Raw genomic sequence first — 14,031 nt, forward strand, 5'->3', positions numbered from 1 at the left:
CGAGACCGTCCTCCACGATGCCCAGGCTCTAGCCGAAGCCGCCTGCAAAAGCATGTTTGACGCCGATGCCTGCTCCCGCTGGCTCGGCATGCGCGTGGAGGCGGTCGCGCCCGGCTACGCCCGCCTGGCGATGACGGTGCGGCCCGAATTCCTCAACGGGCATCGCACGTGTCATGGCGGGCTGATCTTCACGCTGGCCGATTCGGCCTTTGCGTTTGCCTGCAACAGCCACAACCACAACACCGTCGCGGCCGGCTGCAGCGTCGAATTTCTGCGCCCGGCGCATGGCGGCGATGTGCTCGTCGCCGAGGCGACCGAGCAAGTCCTGTCCGGCCGGCATGGCGTGTACGACGTGCGCGTGTCCAATCAAACCGGCGAGGTGGTCGCCATGTTCCGCGGCAAGTCTGCGCAGATTCGCGGTCACGTCATTCCTGATCCGAACAGCCCAGCGTCTTAGTTCGCCTCTATATAGAGCCCCGATTGCGCCACAAGAGGACGCCGCACGACGGCGCCCCGAAGAGGAGACCCGCATGCGCCCCCGCTCGACCGACCTGCCGCTCGATCCGATCGAGACCGCCAGCCGTGACGCCATCCAGGCGCTGCAGCTTGAGCGCCTGAAGCACAGCCTCGCCCATGCGTATGAGAACGTGCCGGCGTATCGGGCCAAGTTTGATGCGGCGGGCGTGCATCCGTCGGACCTGAAATCGCTGGCCGATCTGGCGAGGTTTCCGTTCACGACAAAGAGCGATCTGCGCGACAACTATCCTTTCGGCATGTTTGCGGTGCCGCAGAATCGGATTGCGCGCATCCACGCATCGTCAGGCACGACCGGCAAACCCACCGTGGTCGGCTACACGCTGGGGGATATCGATACGTGGGCCGGGCTGGTGGCGCGGTCGATTCGCGCGGCGGGGGCGCGACGCGGGGACAAGGTCCACGTGAGCTACGGCTACGGCCTCTTCACGGGTGGCCTTGGCGCGCACTATGGCGCCGAGCGCGCCGGGCTGACGGTGATCCCGTTTGGCGGCGGCCAGACCGAGCGCCAAGTGCAGCTCATCCACGATTTCGCGCCGCAGATCATCATGGTCACGCCCAGCTACATGCTGGCAATTGCCGATGAATTCGAGCGACAAGGCATGGACCCGGCCGCATCAAGCCTGCAGATCGGCATCTTCGGTGCGGAGCCGTGGACGCCAGAGATGCGCAATGCAATCGAGGTGCGCATGGGGCTGTCGGCTGTGGATATCTACGGCCTGTCAGAAGTGATGGGCCCCGGCGTCGCCAGCGAATGCGCCGAAACCAAGGACGGTCCGACCATCTGGGAAGACCATTTCTATCCCGAGATCATCGACCCGAACACCGGCGAGGTGCTGCCCGATGGCGAATTCGGCGAGTTGGTGTTCACGTCGTTGACCAAGGAAGCGATGCCGGTGGTGCGCTACCGCACGCGCGACCTGACGCGCCTGCTGCCGGGCACGGCACGCCCCGGTTTCCGCCGCATGGAGAAGATCACCGGCCGCTGCGACGACATGATGATCGTGCGCGGCGTGAACGTGTTCCCGTCGCAGATTGAGGAATTGATCCTGCAGCATGCGGCGCTGTCACCGCATTACCAATGCGTGCTGGGCAAGGAAGGGCCGCTGGATACGCTGACGGTGCGGGTGGAAGCGGCGTTGGGTGCGTCGGCGGAAATCGCCAAATCGGCGAGCGGCCAACTGGCGCACGACATCAAGTCGTTGATTGGCGTAACGGCCGCAATCGAGATTCTGGCGACCGGCGGCATCGAGCGCTCGGTCGGCAAGGCGCGCCGCGTGGTGGATCTGCGGCGCGCTTAGTCCTGGCGACTACCGGGTGGCGACGCCGATGCTGCCGCCCTTCGGCACCAGCACCCACAGGCGGCCCGACTGCTTCATGCGGCCAGCCAGATCGCCCGCGTTGTCACCGTGGCCGAAGTAATAGTCGGCGCGCACGGCGCCACGAATGGCCGAGCCCACATCCTGCGCAAACACCAGCTTCTGGATCGGCTCCGTCGACAGCGGCTTCGTGGTCGACAGGAATACCGGCGAGCCGAGCGGAATGTATGACGGGTCCACGGCAATCGAACGCTCATCGGTGAGCGGTACCCCCAGCTTGCCGATCGGGCCACCCGTGTTGCCGGGCGTTTCGGCAAAGAACACGTAGCGCGGGTTGATGTTGAGCATCTCTTCCACACGGCTGGGATTGGCGCGCGCCCAGGCCTTGATGCCCTGCATGGTCGCCTGCACGGGCGTGATCTCGCCCTGGTCGAGCAGCCAGCGTGCAAACGAGCGGAACGGCTGGTTGTTGGTGCCGCCCACGCCCAGGCGCATGATGCCGCCCTCTTCCAGCTGGACCTGGCCCGAACCCTGGATCTGCAGGAAGGCCGCTTCCACCGGGTCATCCACCCACACGACTTCCTGCCCCTGCAGTGCGGGGCTGTGGATCAGCTGCGCGCGTGCCGGCAGCGTCTTGCCGCGCCAAGCGACGGGCATACGGTACAGCGGCGTCTGATAGATGCCGTGGCGGGTGCGCGAGCCGCGCAGCAACGGCTCGTAGTAGCCGGTGATCAGGCCACTGTCGGTGCCGTCGTCCTTGACCACGCGATACGGCGTGAAGTTGTCTTCAAAGAAGACGCGCATGGCGATCGGGTCACCGGCATCGATCATCAGGCCGGCGGAGCACACGCGCGACCAATCGGTGCGGCGCTTCATGGCCTGGCAGTTGGATTGCAGCGCGGGCCACGCGGAGGCCAGATCGTCGGCGGTCCAGCCGGTCACATCCGCCCAGGTGGCTGGGGCCAAGTGCCCGCCCAGCGTTGCCGTCGGCGGTTGCGACGTTTCGAGGCGCGGCGGCGGCCCGCTCGTGCATGCGGCCAGGAGGGCGGCAACCAGAGCCGTCGCCAGCCCCGCCCATCGACGGAAATTGGCGGTACGAGCGTGTGTCAATGCGTCCAAGGTTGCTGCTGTCATGCCTGTTCCATCCTGTCCGAAGAGGCGGCGGGCTTGGCTACAATGCCCGGCATCCGCGCTGCTATCTGCGCCTCTCGTCGTCGACCATGAGCCAATTCTTTGAAAACCATCCGATGATGCTGTTCGGCCTGGAGGCCGGCGTGGCGCTGTTCCTGCTGATCTTCATCGTGGTGTGGACGATGTCGGGCGCCAAGAAGCACCCGCGCCCACTGCGCGCTCCACCCGACCATCCTTCGCGCCAGGGCGACGCTGCAAAGCCTTCGGAATCGACCGGAACCGCGCCAAAAGATTCGCAGCCGCCGAAGGCTTCGCCCTAATCAGTGCAGCATGCGCGGCATCACCAGCGCAAATTCGGGGATCGGCGCCTCGAAGCGATGCCCATCCTCAGCCACGCAGAAATATTCGCCGCGCATCGTGCCCACGGGCGTCTTGATGGTCGCCCAGCTCGTGTATTCAAACGATTCGCCCGGCGGCAGCAGCGGCTGGTGCCCGACCACGCCCAGGCCGTTCACTTCCTGCACCTGCTCTTCGGCGTCGGTGATCACCCAGTGGCGCGAGATCAACTGGCTCGGCACATCGCCGGTGTTGCGGATGGTGATGGTGTAGGCAAAGGCATAGCTGCCCTGCTCGGGCTCGGATTGCTCCGGCAGGTAGCGCGCCCGGACCTGGACGGTGAGTTCGTAGCTCGGCATGACGATCCACAATAAGAATGGCGCCCATTGTGCGGCATGGCTGGGGCAGCCACAAGGGACGATGGGACACGGCCGGAAGGCTGATCCCGGCTAAAATAGTGGTCTTCTTCTCGCATCCGCGCCTTTTTTGTCTCCCATCATGCCCGCAGCCATCGATCCGTCCGGTTTCCGCATTGCCCCGTCCATCCTGTCCGCCGACTTTGCCCGCCTGGGCGAAGAAGTGCGCCGCGTGCTCGAATCGGGCGCCGACTGGATCCACTTCGATGTGATGGACAACCACTATGTGCCGAACCTGACCGTTGGCCCGCTGGTGTGCGAAGCCATCCGCCCGCACGCGCAAAAGGACGGCAAGCCTGTGCCGATCGACGTGCACCTGATGGTGAGCCCGGTCGATCGCATCATCCCCGACTTTGCCAAGGCCGGCGCCGATCTGATCACCTTCCACCCGGAAGCGTCGGAGCACATCGACCGATCGCTCGCCCTGATCCGTGACAACGGCTGCCAGGCCGGCCTCGTGTTCAACCCGGCCACGCCGCTGCACTACCTCGACCACGTGATGGATCGCCTGGACATGGTGCTGATCATGTCGGTCAACCCGGGCTTTGGCGGCCAGTCGTTCATTCCGGAAGCGCTGAACAAGCTGCGCCTCGTGCGCCAGAAGCTGGATGCGTACCAAGAAAAGACGGGCCGCAAGATCCTGTTGGAGATCGACGGCGGCGTGAAGGCCGACAACATCGCTGAAATTGCCAAGGCAGGCGCGGACACCTTCGTCGCCGGTTCGGCCGTGTTCGGCAAGCCGGATGCGGATGGGGGCTATCGTGGCACCGTGGGCGCGCTGCGTCAGGCGCTGGCCAGCCTGTCGTGATGACGGGCGCACTGCCGGCGGGCCCGGTCCGCGCCGTCATCATCGACCTGGACGGGACGATGGTCGACACGGCGGGCGACTTCCACGCCGCCATCAATAAGATGCTGGAGACGCTCGGCGCGACGCCAGACATGTCGGCGGAAGAAATCGTTGGCTATGTCGGCAAGGGCTCCGAAAACCTCGTGCGGCGCGTGCTCGATGCGCGCCTGCCGCCCGCCCAGGCCAACAGCCGCTTCGCCGAAGCGCTGGACGCCTACCAGCGCGCCTATATCGCCATCAACGGCCATTATGTGAACGTCTATGACGGCGTGCGCCAAGGGCTGGCGGCATTGCGCGACATGGGCCTCGCCCTTGCATGCGTGACGAACAAGCCACACGATTTCACCCAACCGCTGCTGGCACAGCTCGGTCTGGATACGTATTTCGACCTCGTCTACCCCGGCGACGCCTTCCCCTACCGCAAGCCGGATCCGTACCCCATGCTGCGTGTGGCCGAGGCGTTTGGCGTGAATCCGGCCGACGTTGTAGCGATTGGTGACTCGGAAAACGACGCCCGCGCGGCCCGCGCCGCCGGCATGCGCGTGCTGGCGGTGCCGTATGGCTACAACCACGGCCAGCCTATACAGAGCGCGGGAGCCGATGCTATAGTCGACACACTTTTTGCGGCAGCCCAGCTGATTCAGCCCTACGCTGAGCCACACAACGCAATCTCTGCCGCTTCCAACTGACGATCCATGTTCCTGAATCGCAAACGCATCTTCGCTCGTGGTGACCGGGGGGCCTGGCCCTGGCGACCCTGGCACGCCCTCGCTCGGGCGTAAGCGTTTGCACGGCTGCTGATCGTTCTTCCTCGGTTTTGGCGCATTCTGCCCAGACCACCGCTGTATCTCCCGCCCCAAACGCTGACCGCCCGCCGGTCTTCCGTTGGTATCCGCCTTCGGACGACCCTTGCGGGATCGCACGGTCGCTTTTACGACTTTCGCGCGTTCCCATCCCTGATGTTCTGCTAACGTTCCGACGGCGCAACTGCGTTTGCCGTGGAGCGAACGCATGCCGGTGGGCTTGATGCCGCCCGCCCGGCAAATCGACCTGACCGCTCATGACCGAACTCGAATTCAAATCGCTGGCCGACCAGGGCTACAACCGCATCCCGCTGATTGCCGAGGCACTGGCCGACCTGGAGACGCCGCTTTCGCTGTATCTGAAGCTGGCGCAATCGCACGACCGCGGCACGCACACCTTCCTGCTGGAATCGGTGGTGGGCGGCGAGCGCTTCGGGCGCTACTCCTTCATCGGCCTGCACGCGCACACGCTGCTGCGCGTGAAGGGCAACCACACTGAAGTCGTGACCGACGGCAAGGTCGTCGAGACGCACGACGGCAATCCGCTGGACTTCATCGCCGCGTTCGAGCGCCGCCAGAAAGTGGCGCTGCGCCCGGGCCTGCCGCGCTTCTGCGGCGGACTGGCCGGCTACTTCGGCTACGACGCCGTGCGCTTCATCGAACCGCGCCTGGCCGAGACCACCCCGCCGGACGACCTGCAACTGCCCGACATCCAGCTCATGCTGTGCGAAGAGCTGGCCGTGATCGACAACCTGTCGGGCAAGCTCTACCTGATCGTCTACGCCGATCCGTCCAAGCCCGAGGCGTACTCGCGCGCCAAGCAGCGCCTGCGTGCGCTGCGCACCAAGCTGCATCAGCCGGTAGATGTGCCGGTGACGTCGCCGTCGGTACGCACGGACAGCATCCGCGAGTTCGACAAGGCCGACTACATCACCGCCGTGCTCAAGGCCAAGGAGTACATCGCTGCCGGCGACATGATGCAGGTGCAGATCGGCCAGCGCATCGTCAAGCCGTTCCGCGATGCGCCGCTGTCGCTGTACCGTGCGCTGCGTTCGCTGAACCCGTCGCCGTATATGTACTTCTACAATTTCGGTGACATGCAGATCGTCGGGGCGTCGCCGGAAATCCTGGTGCGCCAGGAAGAGCGTCGCGTGCCGACTGGCGAAAGCAGCAACGGCAATGGCGCGGACGAAACCGCCCGCATCGTCACGATCCGCCCGCTGGCCGGCACCCGCCCGCGCGGCAACACGCCCGAGCGCGACGCCGAGCTTGCCACCGAACTGCTCAACGACCCGAAGGAAATCGCCGAGCACGTCATGCTGATCGACCTGGCGCGCAACGACATCGGCCGCATTGCCGAGATCGGCTCGGTCAAGGTGACCGATCAGATGGTCATCGAAAAATACTCCCACGTGCAGCACATCGTCAGCTCGGTCGAGGGGCGCCTGAAGCCCGGCATGACCAACATGGACGTGCTGCGCGCGACCTTCCCGGCCGGCACGCTGTCTGGCGCGCCCAAGGTGCGCGCGATGGAGATCATCGACGAGCTGGAACCCGTCAAGCGCGGCATCTACGGCGGCGCGGTGGGTTATCTCTCGTTCTCGGGTGAGATGGATCTGGCGATCGCCATCCGCACCGGCATCATCAAGGACGGCAACCTCTACGTGCAGGCCGCGGCGGGGGTCGTCGCCGATTCGGACCCGGATGCCGAATGGAGAGAAACCGAACACAAGGCCCGCGCCGTGCTGCGCGCCGCCGAGCAAGTGCAAGACGGCCTCGACGCCGATTTCTAAGGTTAAGGAGCCCAACATGCTTTTGATGCTCGATAACTACGACTCCTTCACCTACAACATCGTCCAGTACTTCGGCGAGCTGGGTCAGGACGTGCACACGGTGCGCAACGACGAGATCACGATCGAAGAGATCGAGAAGCTCAACCCCGAGCGCATCTGCCTGTCGCCCGGGCCGTGCACGCCGACGGAAGCGGGCATTCTGGTGCCGGCGCTCAAGCACTTTGCGGGGCGCGTGCCCATCCTTGGCGTGTGCCTCGGGCACCAGGCGATTGCCGATGCGTTTGGCGGCCGCGTGATCCGCGCACAGAAGGTGATGCACGGCAAGGTCGACACCATTGAAAACACCGGCGTGGGCGTGTTTGCCAACCTGCCGCGCCACTTCAAGGTGACCCGCTATCACTCGCTGGCCATCGAGCGCGAAACGTTGCCCGATTGCCTGGAAGTGACCGCGTGGACAGCCGACGGCGAAATCATGGGCGTGCGTCACAAGACGCTGCCCGTGGAAGGCGTGCAGTTCCACCCGGAATCGATCCTGTCGGAGCACGGCCACGCGCTGCTCGGCAACTTCCTGAAGGAACGCGTCTGATGCGCCGCGCGTGTGCGGTCGCGCTGGCGACGATGACAGCAATGATGGCGAGCTTGCCGGCCATGGCCGGTACGCTGGAAGCTTGTCGCGCGGCCCAGCCCGAAGCCGGCAATGTCGCCCAATGCGTGCAGACCGCACGCAAGGCAGCGCAGGCTGAACTAACCTGGGCAGAATCAACACGCCGCAACGCACTGCGTGCCCGCATCACCGCCAACGCGGGAACGGACAAGGGCGCCGCCATGGCCTTCGACCGCACCGTGCGCGCACACCAACTCTATCGGCAGGCCGAGTGTGACCTGCGCCGCCGCCTGGCCCGCAACACGCCCGATGCCGACCTGGCTGAAGGCGCGTGCGAGGCCGACCTCTTGCGCGAGCGCATCGGCGCCCTGCGTGAAGCCGGGCCGACAACCCCAGCCCCGGCGGCACCCAATTGAATAACGGAACGACCATGCCCATCACTCCGCAAGAAGCACTCGTCCGCTGCATCGAGCACCGCGAAATTTTCCACGACGAAATGCTGCACCTGATGCGGCTGATCATGCGCGGCGAGATGTCGCCCGTCATGGCCGCCGCCCTCACGATGGGGCTGCGCGTCAAAAAAGAGACCATCGGCGAGATCGCCGCCGCTGCCACCGTCATGCGCGAGTTCGCCACCAAGGTTGAGGTGCCGGCTGCGGTGTCGGACCACTTTGTCGACATCGTCGGCACGGGCGGCGACGGCGCCAACACATTCAACATCTCCACCGCGTCGATGTTCGTAGCGGCGGCGGCCGGGGCGCGTATCGCCAAGCACGGCGGGCGCGGCGTCAGCTCCAAGTCGGGCAGCGCCGATGTGCTCGAAGCACTGGGCGTGAACATCATGCTCACGCCCGAACAGGTGGCCGAATCGATCGAGACGGCGGGCATCGGCTTCATGTTCGCGCCCAACCACCACCCCGCCATGAAGAACGTCGCGCCGATCCGCAAGGAGCTGGGCGTGCGCACGATCTTCAACATCCTCGGCCCGCTCACTAATCCGGCTGGCGCACCGAACATCCTGATGGGCGTGTTCCACCCGGACCTCGTCGGCATTCAGGTGCGCGTGATGCAGCGCCTGGGCGCGAAACACGCCGTGGTGGTCTACGGCAAGGACGGTATGGACGAGGTGTCACTGGGCGCCGCCACGCTGGTCGGGGAACTGAAAGACGGTGTGGTGACCGAATACGAAATCCATCCGGAAGACTTCGGCCTGCAGATGGTCTCCAACCGCAGCCTGAAGGTGGCCGACGCGGAAGAATCCAAGGCCATGCTGATCGATGCGCTCGACAACAAGCCCGGCACGCCGCGCGAGATCGTCTCGCTCAACGCGGGCGCGGCGCTGTACGCGGCCAACATTGCGGGCTCCATCGGCGACGGCATGAAGCTTGCGCGCGAAGCCATCGCCAGTGGCGCGGCACGTGCCAAGCTCGACGAACTCGTGCGCGTCACCAACCAATTCAAAGCCTAAGCCTGTTCACTCATGTCCGACATCCTGAACAAAATCCTGGCCGTGAAGGCCGAAGAAGTGGCTGCCGCGCGCAAGCATCGTGACTTGGCCAGCGTGCGCGCCGAGGCCGAAGCCAACCGCACCGACAGCACCCTCGCCCCGCGTGGCTTTGCCAAATCGATGCGCGACAAGATCGCCGCCGGCCACGCTGCCGTCATCGCCGAGGTGAAGAAGGCCTCGCCCTCCAAGGGTCTGCTGCGCCCCAACTTCAAGCCCGCCGAGATCGCCCAAAGCTATGCCGAGCACGGCGCTGCGTGCCTGTCGGTGCTGACAGATGAGCAGTTCTTCCAGGGCCATGCCGATTACCTGCGCGAAGCCCGCGCCGCCTGCACATTGCCGGTGCTGCGCAAGGATTTCATGGTCGACCTGTACCAAGTGTACGAAGCCCGCTCGTGGGGTGCCGACTGCATCCTGCTGATCGTCGCCGCGCTGGACCAGGGGCTGATGGTCGAACTCGAAGCCTGCGCAATCGAACTCGGCCTCGACGTGCTAGTGGAAGTGCACGACGGCCACGAACTCGACCGCGCGCTGCGCCTGCAAACGCCGCTGGTGGGCGTGAACAACCGCAACCTGCGCACGTTCGAAACCACGCTCGACACCACGATCGGCCTGCTCAAGCACATGCCGGACGACCGCATCGTCGTCACCGAATCTGGCATCCGCACGCAGGACGATGTGCGCAAGCTGCGCGCCGCTGCCGTCAACGCCTTCCTCGTCGGCGAAGCCTTCATGCGTGCCGATGACCCGGGCGCAGAACTGGCCCGCTTGTTTGCTTAAGCGATGGCCCGTGAGATTGAACTGAAGCTGGCCGTATCCGCCGGCACGCACGATGTGCTGGTCGGCTGGCTGGATGCGAACGCCCAGCCCGGCGGCTCTGTGGAATTGGCGAACGTCTACTACGACACGCCGGACCAGGCGCTCGCCCGCCAGCGCGCCGCGCTACGCGTGCGCCGACAGGGCAAGCAGTGGCTGCAAACCTTGAAGACTGCCGGTGAAGCCGGCGCCAAAGGCGGCCTGTCGGCACGCCACGAATGGGAAGTGCCGCTGAATGACGACATGCTGTCGGTCGACGCGTTCGCCGCTCATCACGCCGCCGAAGCCGCCGACTACGTTCGCCCACATGCGGCCGAGCTCGCCCCGCTCTTTCGCACCGATTTCACGCGCAGCCTGTGGCACGTGGTGGCCGATGGCGGAGAGATCGAGATCGCGCTGGACGCCGGCGCCATCCTCATCCCCGGCACAAACGCCCGCGAGCCTATCGACGAGCTGGAACTGGAGTGGAAACCCGCCGCCGGCAGCACGCTCAGCGAAGATGCGGTTGCCGAACGCCTGCACGCCTGGACCACGAAGCTGCGCGCTGCAGTGCCGGGCCTGGCACCGCTCGACATCAGCAAGGCGCAGCGCGGCTATCAGTTGCGCGCGAAAGCCACGGGAAGCCAGGCATGACACGCCGCACGAATCCCGCCCAAGCCGCCCTCTTCGATACGCCCGTCGCCGACGCTTCGAACGAAGGTTTCCCCCCGCTGGCCGAGCAATTCGATGCGCTGCCGGCAGACTGGAAAGCCCTCCTGACACCCTGCATCGCGCAGACCAACTGGCCCGCGCTGTGCGCGTTCGTCGATGGCGAGCGCGCAGCGGGCAAGCCGATCTTTCCGCTGGAGGTGTTCCATGCGCTGCATCTGACCTCGGTCGATGACGTGCGCGTGGTGATTCTGGGCCAGGACCCGTATCACGGTACGGGTACCGTCGGAGGCCGGGAGATTCCGCAAGCCCATGGGCTGGCGTTTTCCGTGCCCGACGGCGTGCGCGTGCCGCCCAGCCTGCGCAATATCTACAAGGAAATCGAAGCGGAGTACGGCTGCAAGCTGCCGGGCACGTCCGGCAACCTGGAGGGCTGGGCCGAACAAGGCGTGCTGTTGCTCAACACCGTGCTGACCGTCGAGCAAGGCCAGGCCGCGAGCCACGCCAAACGCGGCTGGGAACGCATCACCGATTGCTTGTTGGAGCAGCTCGCACGCGTCGGCCACAAGCGCGTGTTCATGCTGTGGGGCAGCCATGCGCAGGCCAAGCGCGCGCTGCTACCGGAGGGGCATCTGGTGCTGGAGGCGCCGCATCCGTCGCCGTTGTCGGCGCATCGCGGGTTCTTGGGGTGCGGGCATTTCAAGACGGCGAATGATTGGCTGGCGACGCAACATCAGCCGGCGATTGATTGGTTGAAGCCGCAGGCCGCTTGAGTTCGCGCACGGACCTCAAACCTCCAGCGGCGGACCTCAAACCTGCGGACTTGCGCGTCCAACGTCCGATGTCGGACCTCCCAACCTCCGACATCGGACCTTAAACCCTCGCGTACGCACCTTTGAGGTGCAAAGCCGGACCTTCCGACCTCCGTCGTTGCAGCTCAGAGGTCCAACGTTGGACCTCTGAGGTCCGGCACCGGACCTTTTACCTCCGGCAACGGAGGTCTTCGCGTGCAGCGGCGGACCTTTGACGTCCGACGGCGGACCTTCAAGGTCCGGCCTAATCCCGCACCACCCGCAGCGCCCGCCCCAACGCCCCGCACCGCAGCGCAATCTTCGCCGTATCCGCCCGTAGGGCCTGCAAACGCCGCTCCAGCAGGTGCATGGCGGACAGCGAATCCGCCTCGGTCGCGACATCGAGCATGCGGGAGCGTGCGGCCTGATCGGCAAAGTCCGCGGCACCCAGCTCCTGCGTATCACGCGGGCGCACGCCCCAACCGCCTTCGTGCACGGCCTGGTCGAAACGCTCCTTGGCGCGCGTGAGGCTTTCGAGCGCGGCTTCGGCGGTCTGTTCGACCAGGGCGCGGGTGTCGGCTTCGTCCAGTTCCTGCGCGCGCTGGCGTACCAGGATGCGCACCGCAGCCACGTGCGCCGCCACCAGGTAGTTCTGGACGATGAAGCGGTTCAGGTTATCCACAGCGCGGTGGCGGCTCTTAGGCTCGTCCAACATGCGCGTGAAGGCGGAGATCAGCCCGGTCAGCGATTCCATGTACTGCTTGCGCTGCACGCGGTAGGCGAAGTCATCCTTGAGCGTGCCGAGCAGCAGTTCGCGCGCGGCTTCGATAAAGCGCCGGTTGGTGCGCAGCACGTCGTCCACCAGCTTGGGCAGGTTGCGGTATTCCCAGCTCGGCAGCACGTAGCTGAAGGCGGTGGCGATGGCCGCGCCGATCAGCGTATCGACCAGCCGCTCGCCGATGGCGTCTTTACTGCCCGGCAGCAGCAGGTTGATCTGGATGAGCACCTGCACGCACGCCGCGATGGCCGTGTAGCGGTAGCGCACCGTGACGAACGCCGCGCTGGCCGCGGTCGACAGGTACAGCACGCCCATCAGAATCCACGTGGAATGGACGAAGCGCAGAATCACCGCCGCGATCACGCAGCCGATGAGCGTGCCCAGCACCCGGTCGAAGTTGCGCTGGCGCGTCATGCTGAACGTCGGCTTGAGGATCACGACGATGGTCAGCAACACCCAGTAGCCGTGCGATGCATACGGCAGATGGTCTGCAATCCATAAGCCGGCGGCCACCGCCATCGAGATCCGCAGCGCAAAGCGCAGCACGGGCGAGCGCCATGTCAGCTCTTCCAGCACCAGCCGCAGCTCGTACTTCTGGCGCGTGAGGAACGGCGTCATGTCGGGGCGCAGCAGCACCTGTGACAGTTCGACTGGCGTGGCCGTGGCGGCATGCAACTGCGCCAGCAGCCGGATCGCGCCACGCACGGTGGCCACCGATTCCTCCAGCGCCGCGAAGGCCTCCAGCGGAACGGCGTGGTGCCCGTGCTGCAGCTCGTCCAGTGCCGCATCGATGGCGGCCAGTTCCTGCTCGTACGACATCGGCGTGGGCGACGGCCGGTCGCGCCCGACGGCGTAGGCGACGGCTTCGATGTCCATGCGCATCTTTTCGATCACGCCATGCAGCAGGCGCAGGATCTCGGCGTCAGCCAGGTATTGGCGCAGCAGCGGGTAATCGGTGTTGGACGACAGCAGGTACTCGTAGATGTCGAGCATCCGCATGTGGATCTGCACGAGGCGCCCGTCGCTGGCGGTGCGGTTATCGCGGAAGACGAAATCGCGCGCCACCTGCTGCTTGTCGGCCACCGAAATCTGCTGGCGCACGAGCAGGTTGAACTGCTCGTCGAAATCCTTGGCGGCGTCGTAGAAGCCGGCCTTGCGCTCCACGTACACCGCCAGTTCGTACAGGCACTCGGCCAGCACCTGCTCCTTGATGCGGCGGCGCTGCACCCAGGCCACCGCCAGCGCAAACGCCATATAGCCGATGGCGCCCAGGAAGAACTGCAGCGTGTGCTCAACCGCCTCGAGGAAAGCGAATTCCTCGGTAAAGGTGAGCGTCATGACGAACAACGCTGCAAATTGCAGCGGCATCGTCTTGTTGCCATACGCCACCATCAACCCAGCGAGGAAGGTGACCAGCACGATCACCACCGGCAAGATCGTGTTGTACGGGGTGACCACGGCCACGATAAAGGTGATGACGGTCGTCAGCAGCACGCACGCCAGCATCTCGTTGAACTTGTGCCGCGGCGGGCTGGGCAAGTCCATTTGGCTGGTACACAGCGCACCGATCGACACCACCATCGCGCCCTGCAGGTCCATCACCAGCAGCGCAAGCAGTGTCAGGCCGATCACGCCGGTGGCGGTGCGGATACCGCGCGAGACGTAGTGGCTATAGAGGAAGGTGCGTGGATCGTGAACGTAGTCCATGGGC

15 protein-coding genes are annotated in these 14,031 nt (G+C 65.4%); 12 read left to right on the top strand and 3 right to left on the bottom strand.

Annotated elements, in window-relative coordinates; genetic code table 11:
• The first annotated feature begins 52 nt into the window (after nucleotides 1-52).
• Both paaI and paaK read left to right on the top strand, forming a co-directional pair.
• Nucleotides 53-457, top strand: a complete 405-nt coding sequence (paaI, locus tag ACN9M1_RS13725) for a hydroxyphenylacetyl-CoA thioesterase PaaI (protein WP_426398869.1) — start codon at nucleotides 53-55, stop codon at nucleotides 455-457.
• 73 nt (nucleotides 458-530) lie between these two features.
• On the top strand, nucleotides 531-1,835 hold the full coding sequence (gene paaK / locus ACN9M1_RS13730; RefSeq protein WP_426395188.1) for a phenylacetate--CoA ligase PaaK: 1,305 nt from the start codon (nucleotides 531-533) through the stop codon (nucleotides 1,833-1,835).
• 9 nt (nucleotides 1,836-1,844) lie between these two features.
• On the opposite strand, the gene mltA is transcribed toward paaK, so the two are convergent.
• Nucleotides 1,845-2,987: a murein transglycosylase A gene (mltA, locus tag ACN9M1_RS13735; protein WP_426395189.1), complete on the bottom strand. Its 1,143-nt coding sequence runs from the start codon at nucleotides 2,985-2,987 to the stop codon at nucleotides 1,845-1,847.
• 86 nt (nucleotides 2,988-3,073) lie between these two features.
• Here mltA and ACN9M1_RS13740 point away from each other — a divergent pair, with 86 nt between their 5' ends.
• Nucleotides 3,074-3,304 (top strand): hypothetical protein, encoded by a 231-nt coding sequence (locus ACN9M1_RS13740; RefSeq protein WP_426395191.1) that lies wholly within the window; start codon nucleotides 3,074-3,076, stop codon nucleotides 3,302-3,304.
• On the opposite strand, the gene apaG is transcribed toward ACN9M1_RS13740, so the two are convergent.
• Entirely contained in the window at nucleotides 3,305-3,679 is a 375-nt protein-coding gene (apaG, locus tag ACN9M1_RS13745) for a Co2+/Mg2+ efflux protein ApaG (RefSeq protein ID WP_102067498.1), read from the bottom strand.
• A 139-nt stretch (nucleotides 3,680-3,818) separates the two neighbouring features.
• On the opposite strand from apaG, the gene rpe reads away from it, so the two are divergent.
• The 9 genes from rpe (at nucleotide 3,819) to ACN9M1_RS13790 (ending at nucleotide 11,524) form a co-directional block, all read left to right on the top strand.
• On the top strand, nucleotides 3,819-4,544 hold the full coding sequence (gene rpe / locus ACN9M1_RS13750) for a ribulose-phosphate 3-epimerase (RefSeq protein WP_426395193.1): 726 nt from the start codon (nucleotides 3,819-3,821) through the stop codon (nucleotides 4,542-4,544).
• The gene (locus tag ACN9M1_RS13755) at nucleotides 4,544-5,272 is read left to right on the top strand and encodes a phosphoglycolate phosphatase (protein ID WP_426395194.1); all 729 of its coding nucleotides are present in this window, start codon (nucleotides 4,544-4,546) and stop codon (nucleotides 5,270-5,272) included. The genes rpe and ACN9M1_RS13755 overlap by 1 nt, the downstream gene beginning before the upstream one ends.
• Before the next feature lie 371 nt (nucleotides 5,273-5,643).
• Nucleotides 5,644-7,179 (top strand): anthranilate synthase component I, encoded by a 1,536-nt coding sequence (gene trpE / locus ACN9M1_RS13760; protein WP_426395196.1) that lies wholly within the window; start codon nucleotides 5,644-5,646, stop codon nucleotides 7,177-7,179.
• Between the two features lie 16 nt (nucleotides 7,180-7,195).
• Complete coding sequence (locus ACN9M1_RS13765) at nucleotides 7,196-7,765, top strand: aminodeoxychorismate/anthranilate synthase component II (protein WP_426395198.1); 570 nt, start codon at nucleotides 7,196-7,198, stop codon at nucleotides 7,763-7,765.
• Nucleotides 7,765-8,199 (top strand): lysozyme inhibitor LprI family protein, encoded by a 435-nt coding sequence (locus ACN9M1_RS13770; RefSeq protein WP_426395199.1) that lies wholly within the window; start codon nucleotides 7,765-7,767, stop codon nucleotides 8,197-8,199. Before ACN9M1_RS13765 ends, ACN9M1_RS13770 begins: the two co-directional genes overlap by 1 nt.
• Before the next feature lie 14 nt (nucleotides 8,200-8,213).
• Entirely contained in the window at nucleotides 8,214-9,251 is a 1,038-nt protein-coding gene (gene trpD / locus ACN9M1_RS13775) for an anthranilate phosphoribosyltransferase (RefSeq protein ID WP_426395200.1), read from the top strand.
• 12 nt (nucleotides 9,252-9,263) lie between these two features.
• Nucleotides 9,264-10,067 (top strand): indole-3-glycerol phosphate synthase TrpC, encoded by an 804-nt coding sequence (gene trpC / locus ACN9M1_RS13780; RefSeq protein ID WP_426395202.1) that lies wholly within the window; start codon nucleotides 9,264-9,266, stop codon nucleotides 10,065-10,067.
• Between the two features lie 3 nt (nucleotides 10,068-10,070).
• Nucleotides 10,071-10,736, top strand: coding sequence for a CYTH domain-containing protein (locus ACN9M1_RS13785; protein ID WP_426395204.1), 666 nt, complete (start codon nucleotides 10,071-10,073; stop codon nucleotides 10,734-10,736).
• Nucleotides 10,733-11,524 carry a uracil-DNA glycosylase gene (locus tag ACN9M1_RS13790; RefSeq protein ID WP_426395206.1) on the top strand — a complete coding sequence of 264 codons (792 nt, stop codon included), beginning with the start codon at nucleotides 10,733-10,735 and terminating at the stop codon, nucleotides 11,522-11,524. Before ACN9M1_RS13785 ends, ACN9M1_RS13790 begins: the two co-directional genes overlap by 4 nt.
• Before the next feature lie 283 nt (nucleotides 11,525-11,807).
• Here ACN9M1_RS13790 and ACN9M1_RS13795 read toward each other — a convergent pair whose 3' ends face one another.
• The gene (locus ACN9M1_RS13795; protein ID WP_426395208.1) at nucleotides 11,808-14,027 is read right to left on the bottom strand and encodes an FUSC family protein; all 2,220 of its coding nucleotides are present in this window, start codon (nucleotides 14,025-14,027) and stop codon (nucleotides 11,808-11,810) included.
• Between the last annotated feature and the right edge of the window lie 4 nt (nucleotides 14,028-14,031).

Source organism: Ralstonia sp. R-29 (genome assembly GCF_049913345.1).
Classification (GTDB): Bacteria; Pseudomonadota; Gammaproteobacteria; order Burkholderiales; family Burkholderiaceae; genus Ralstonia.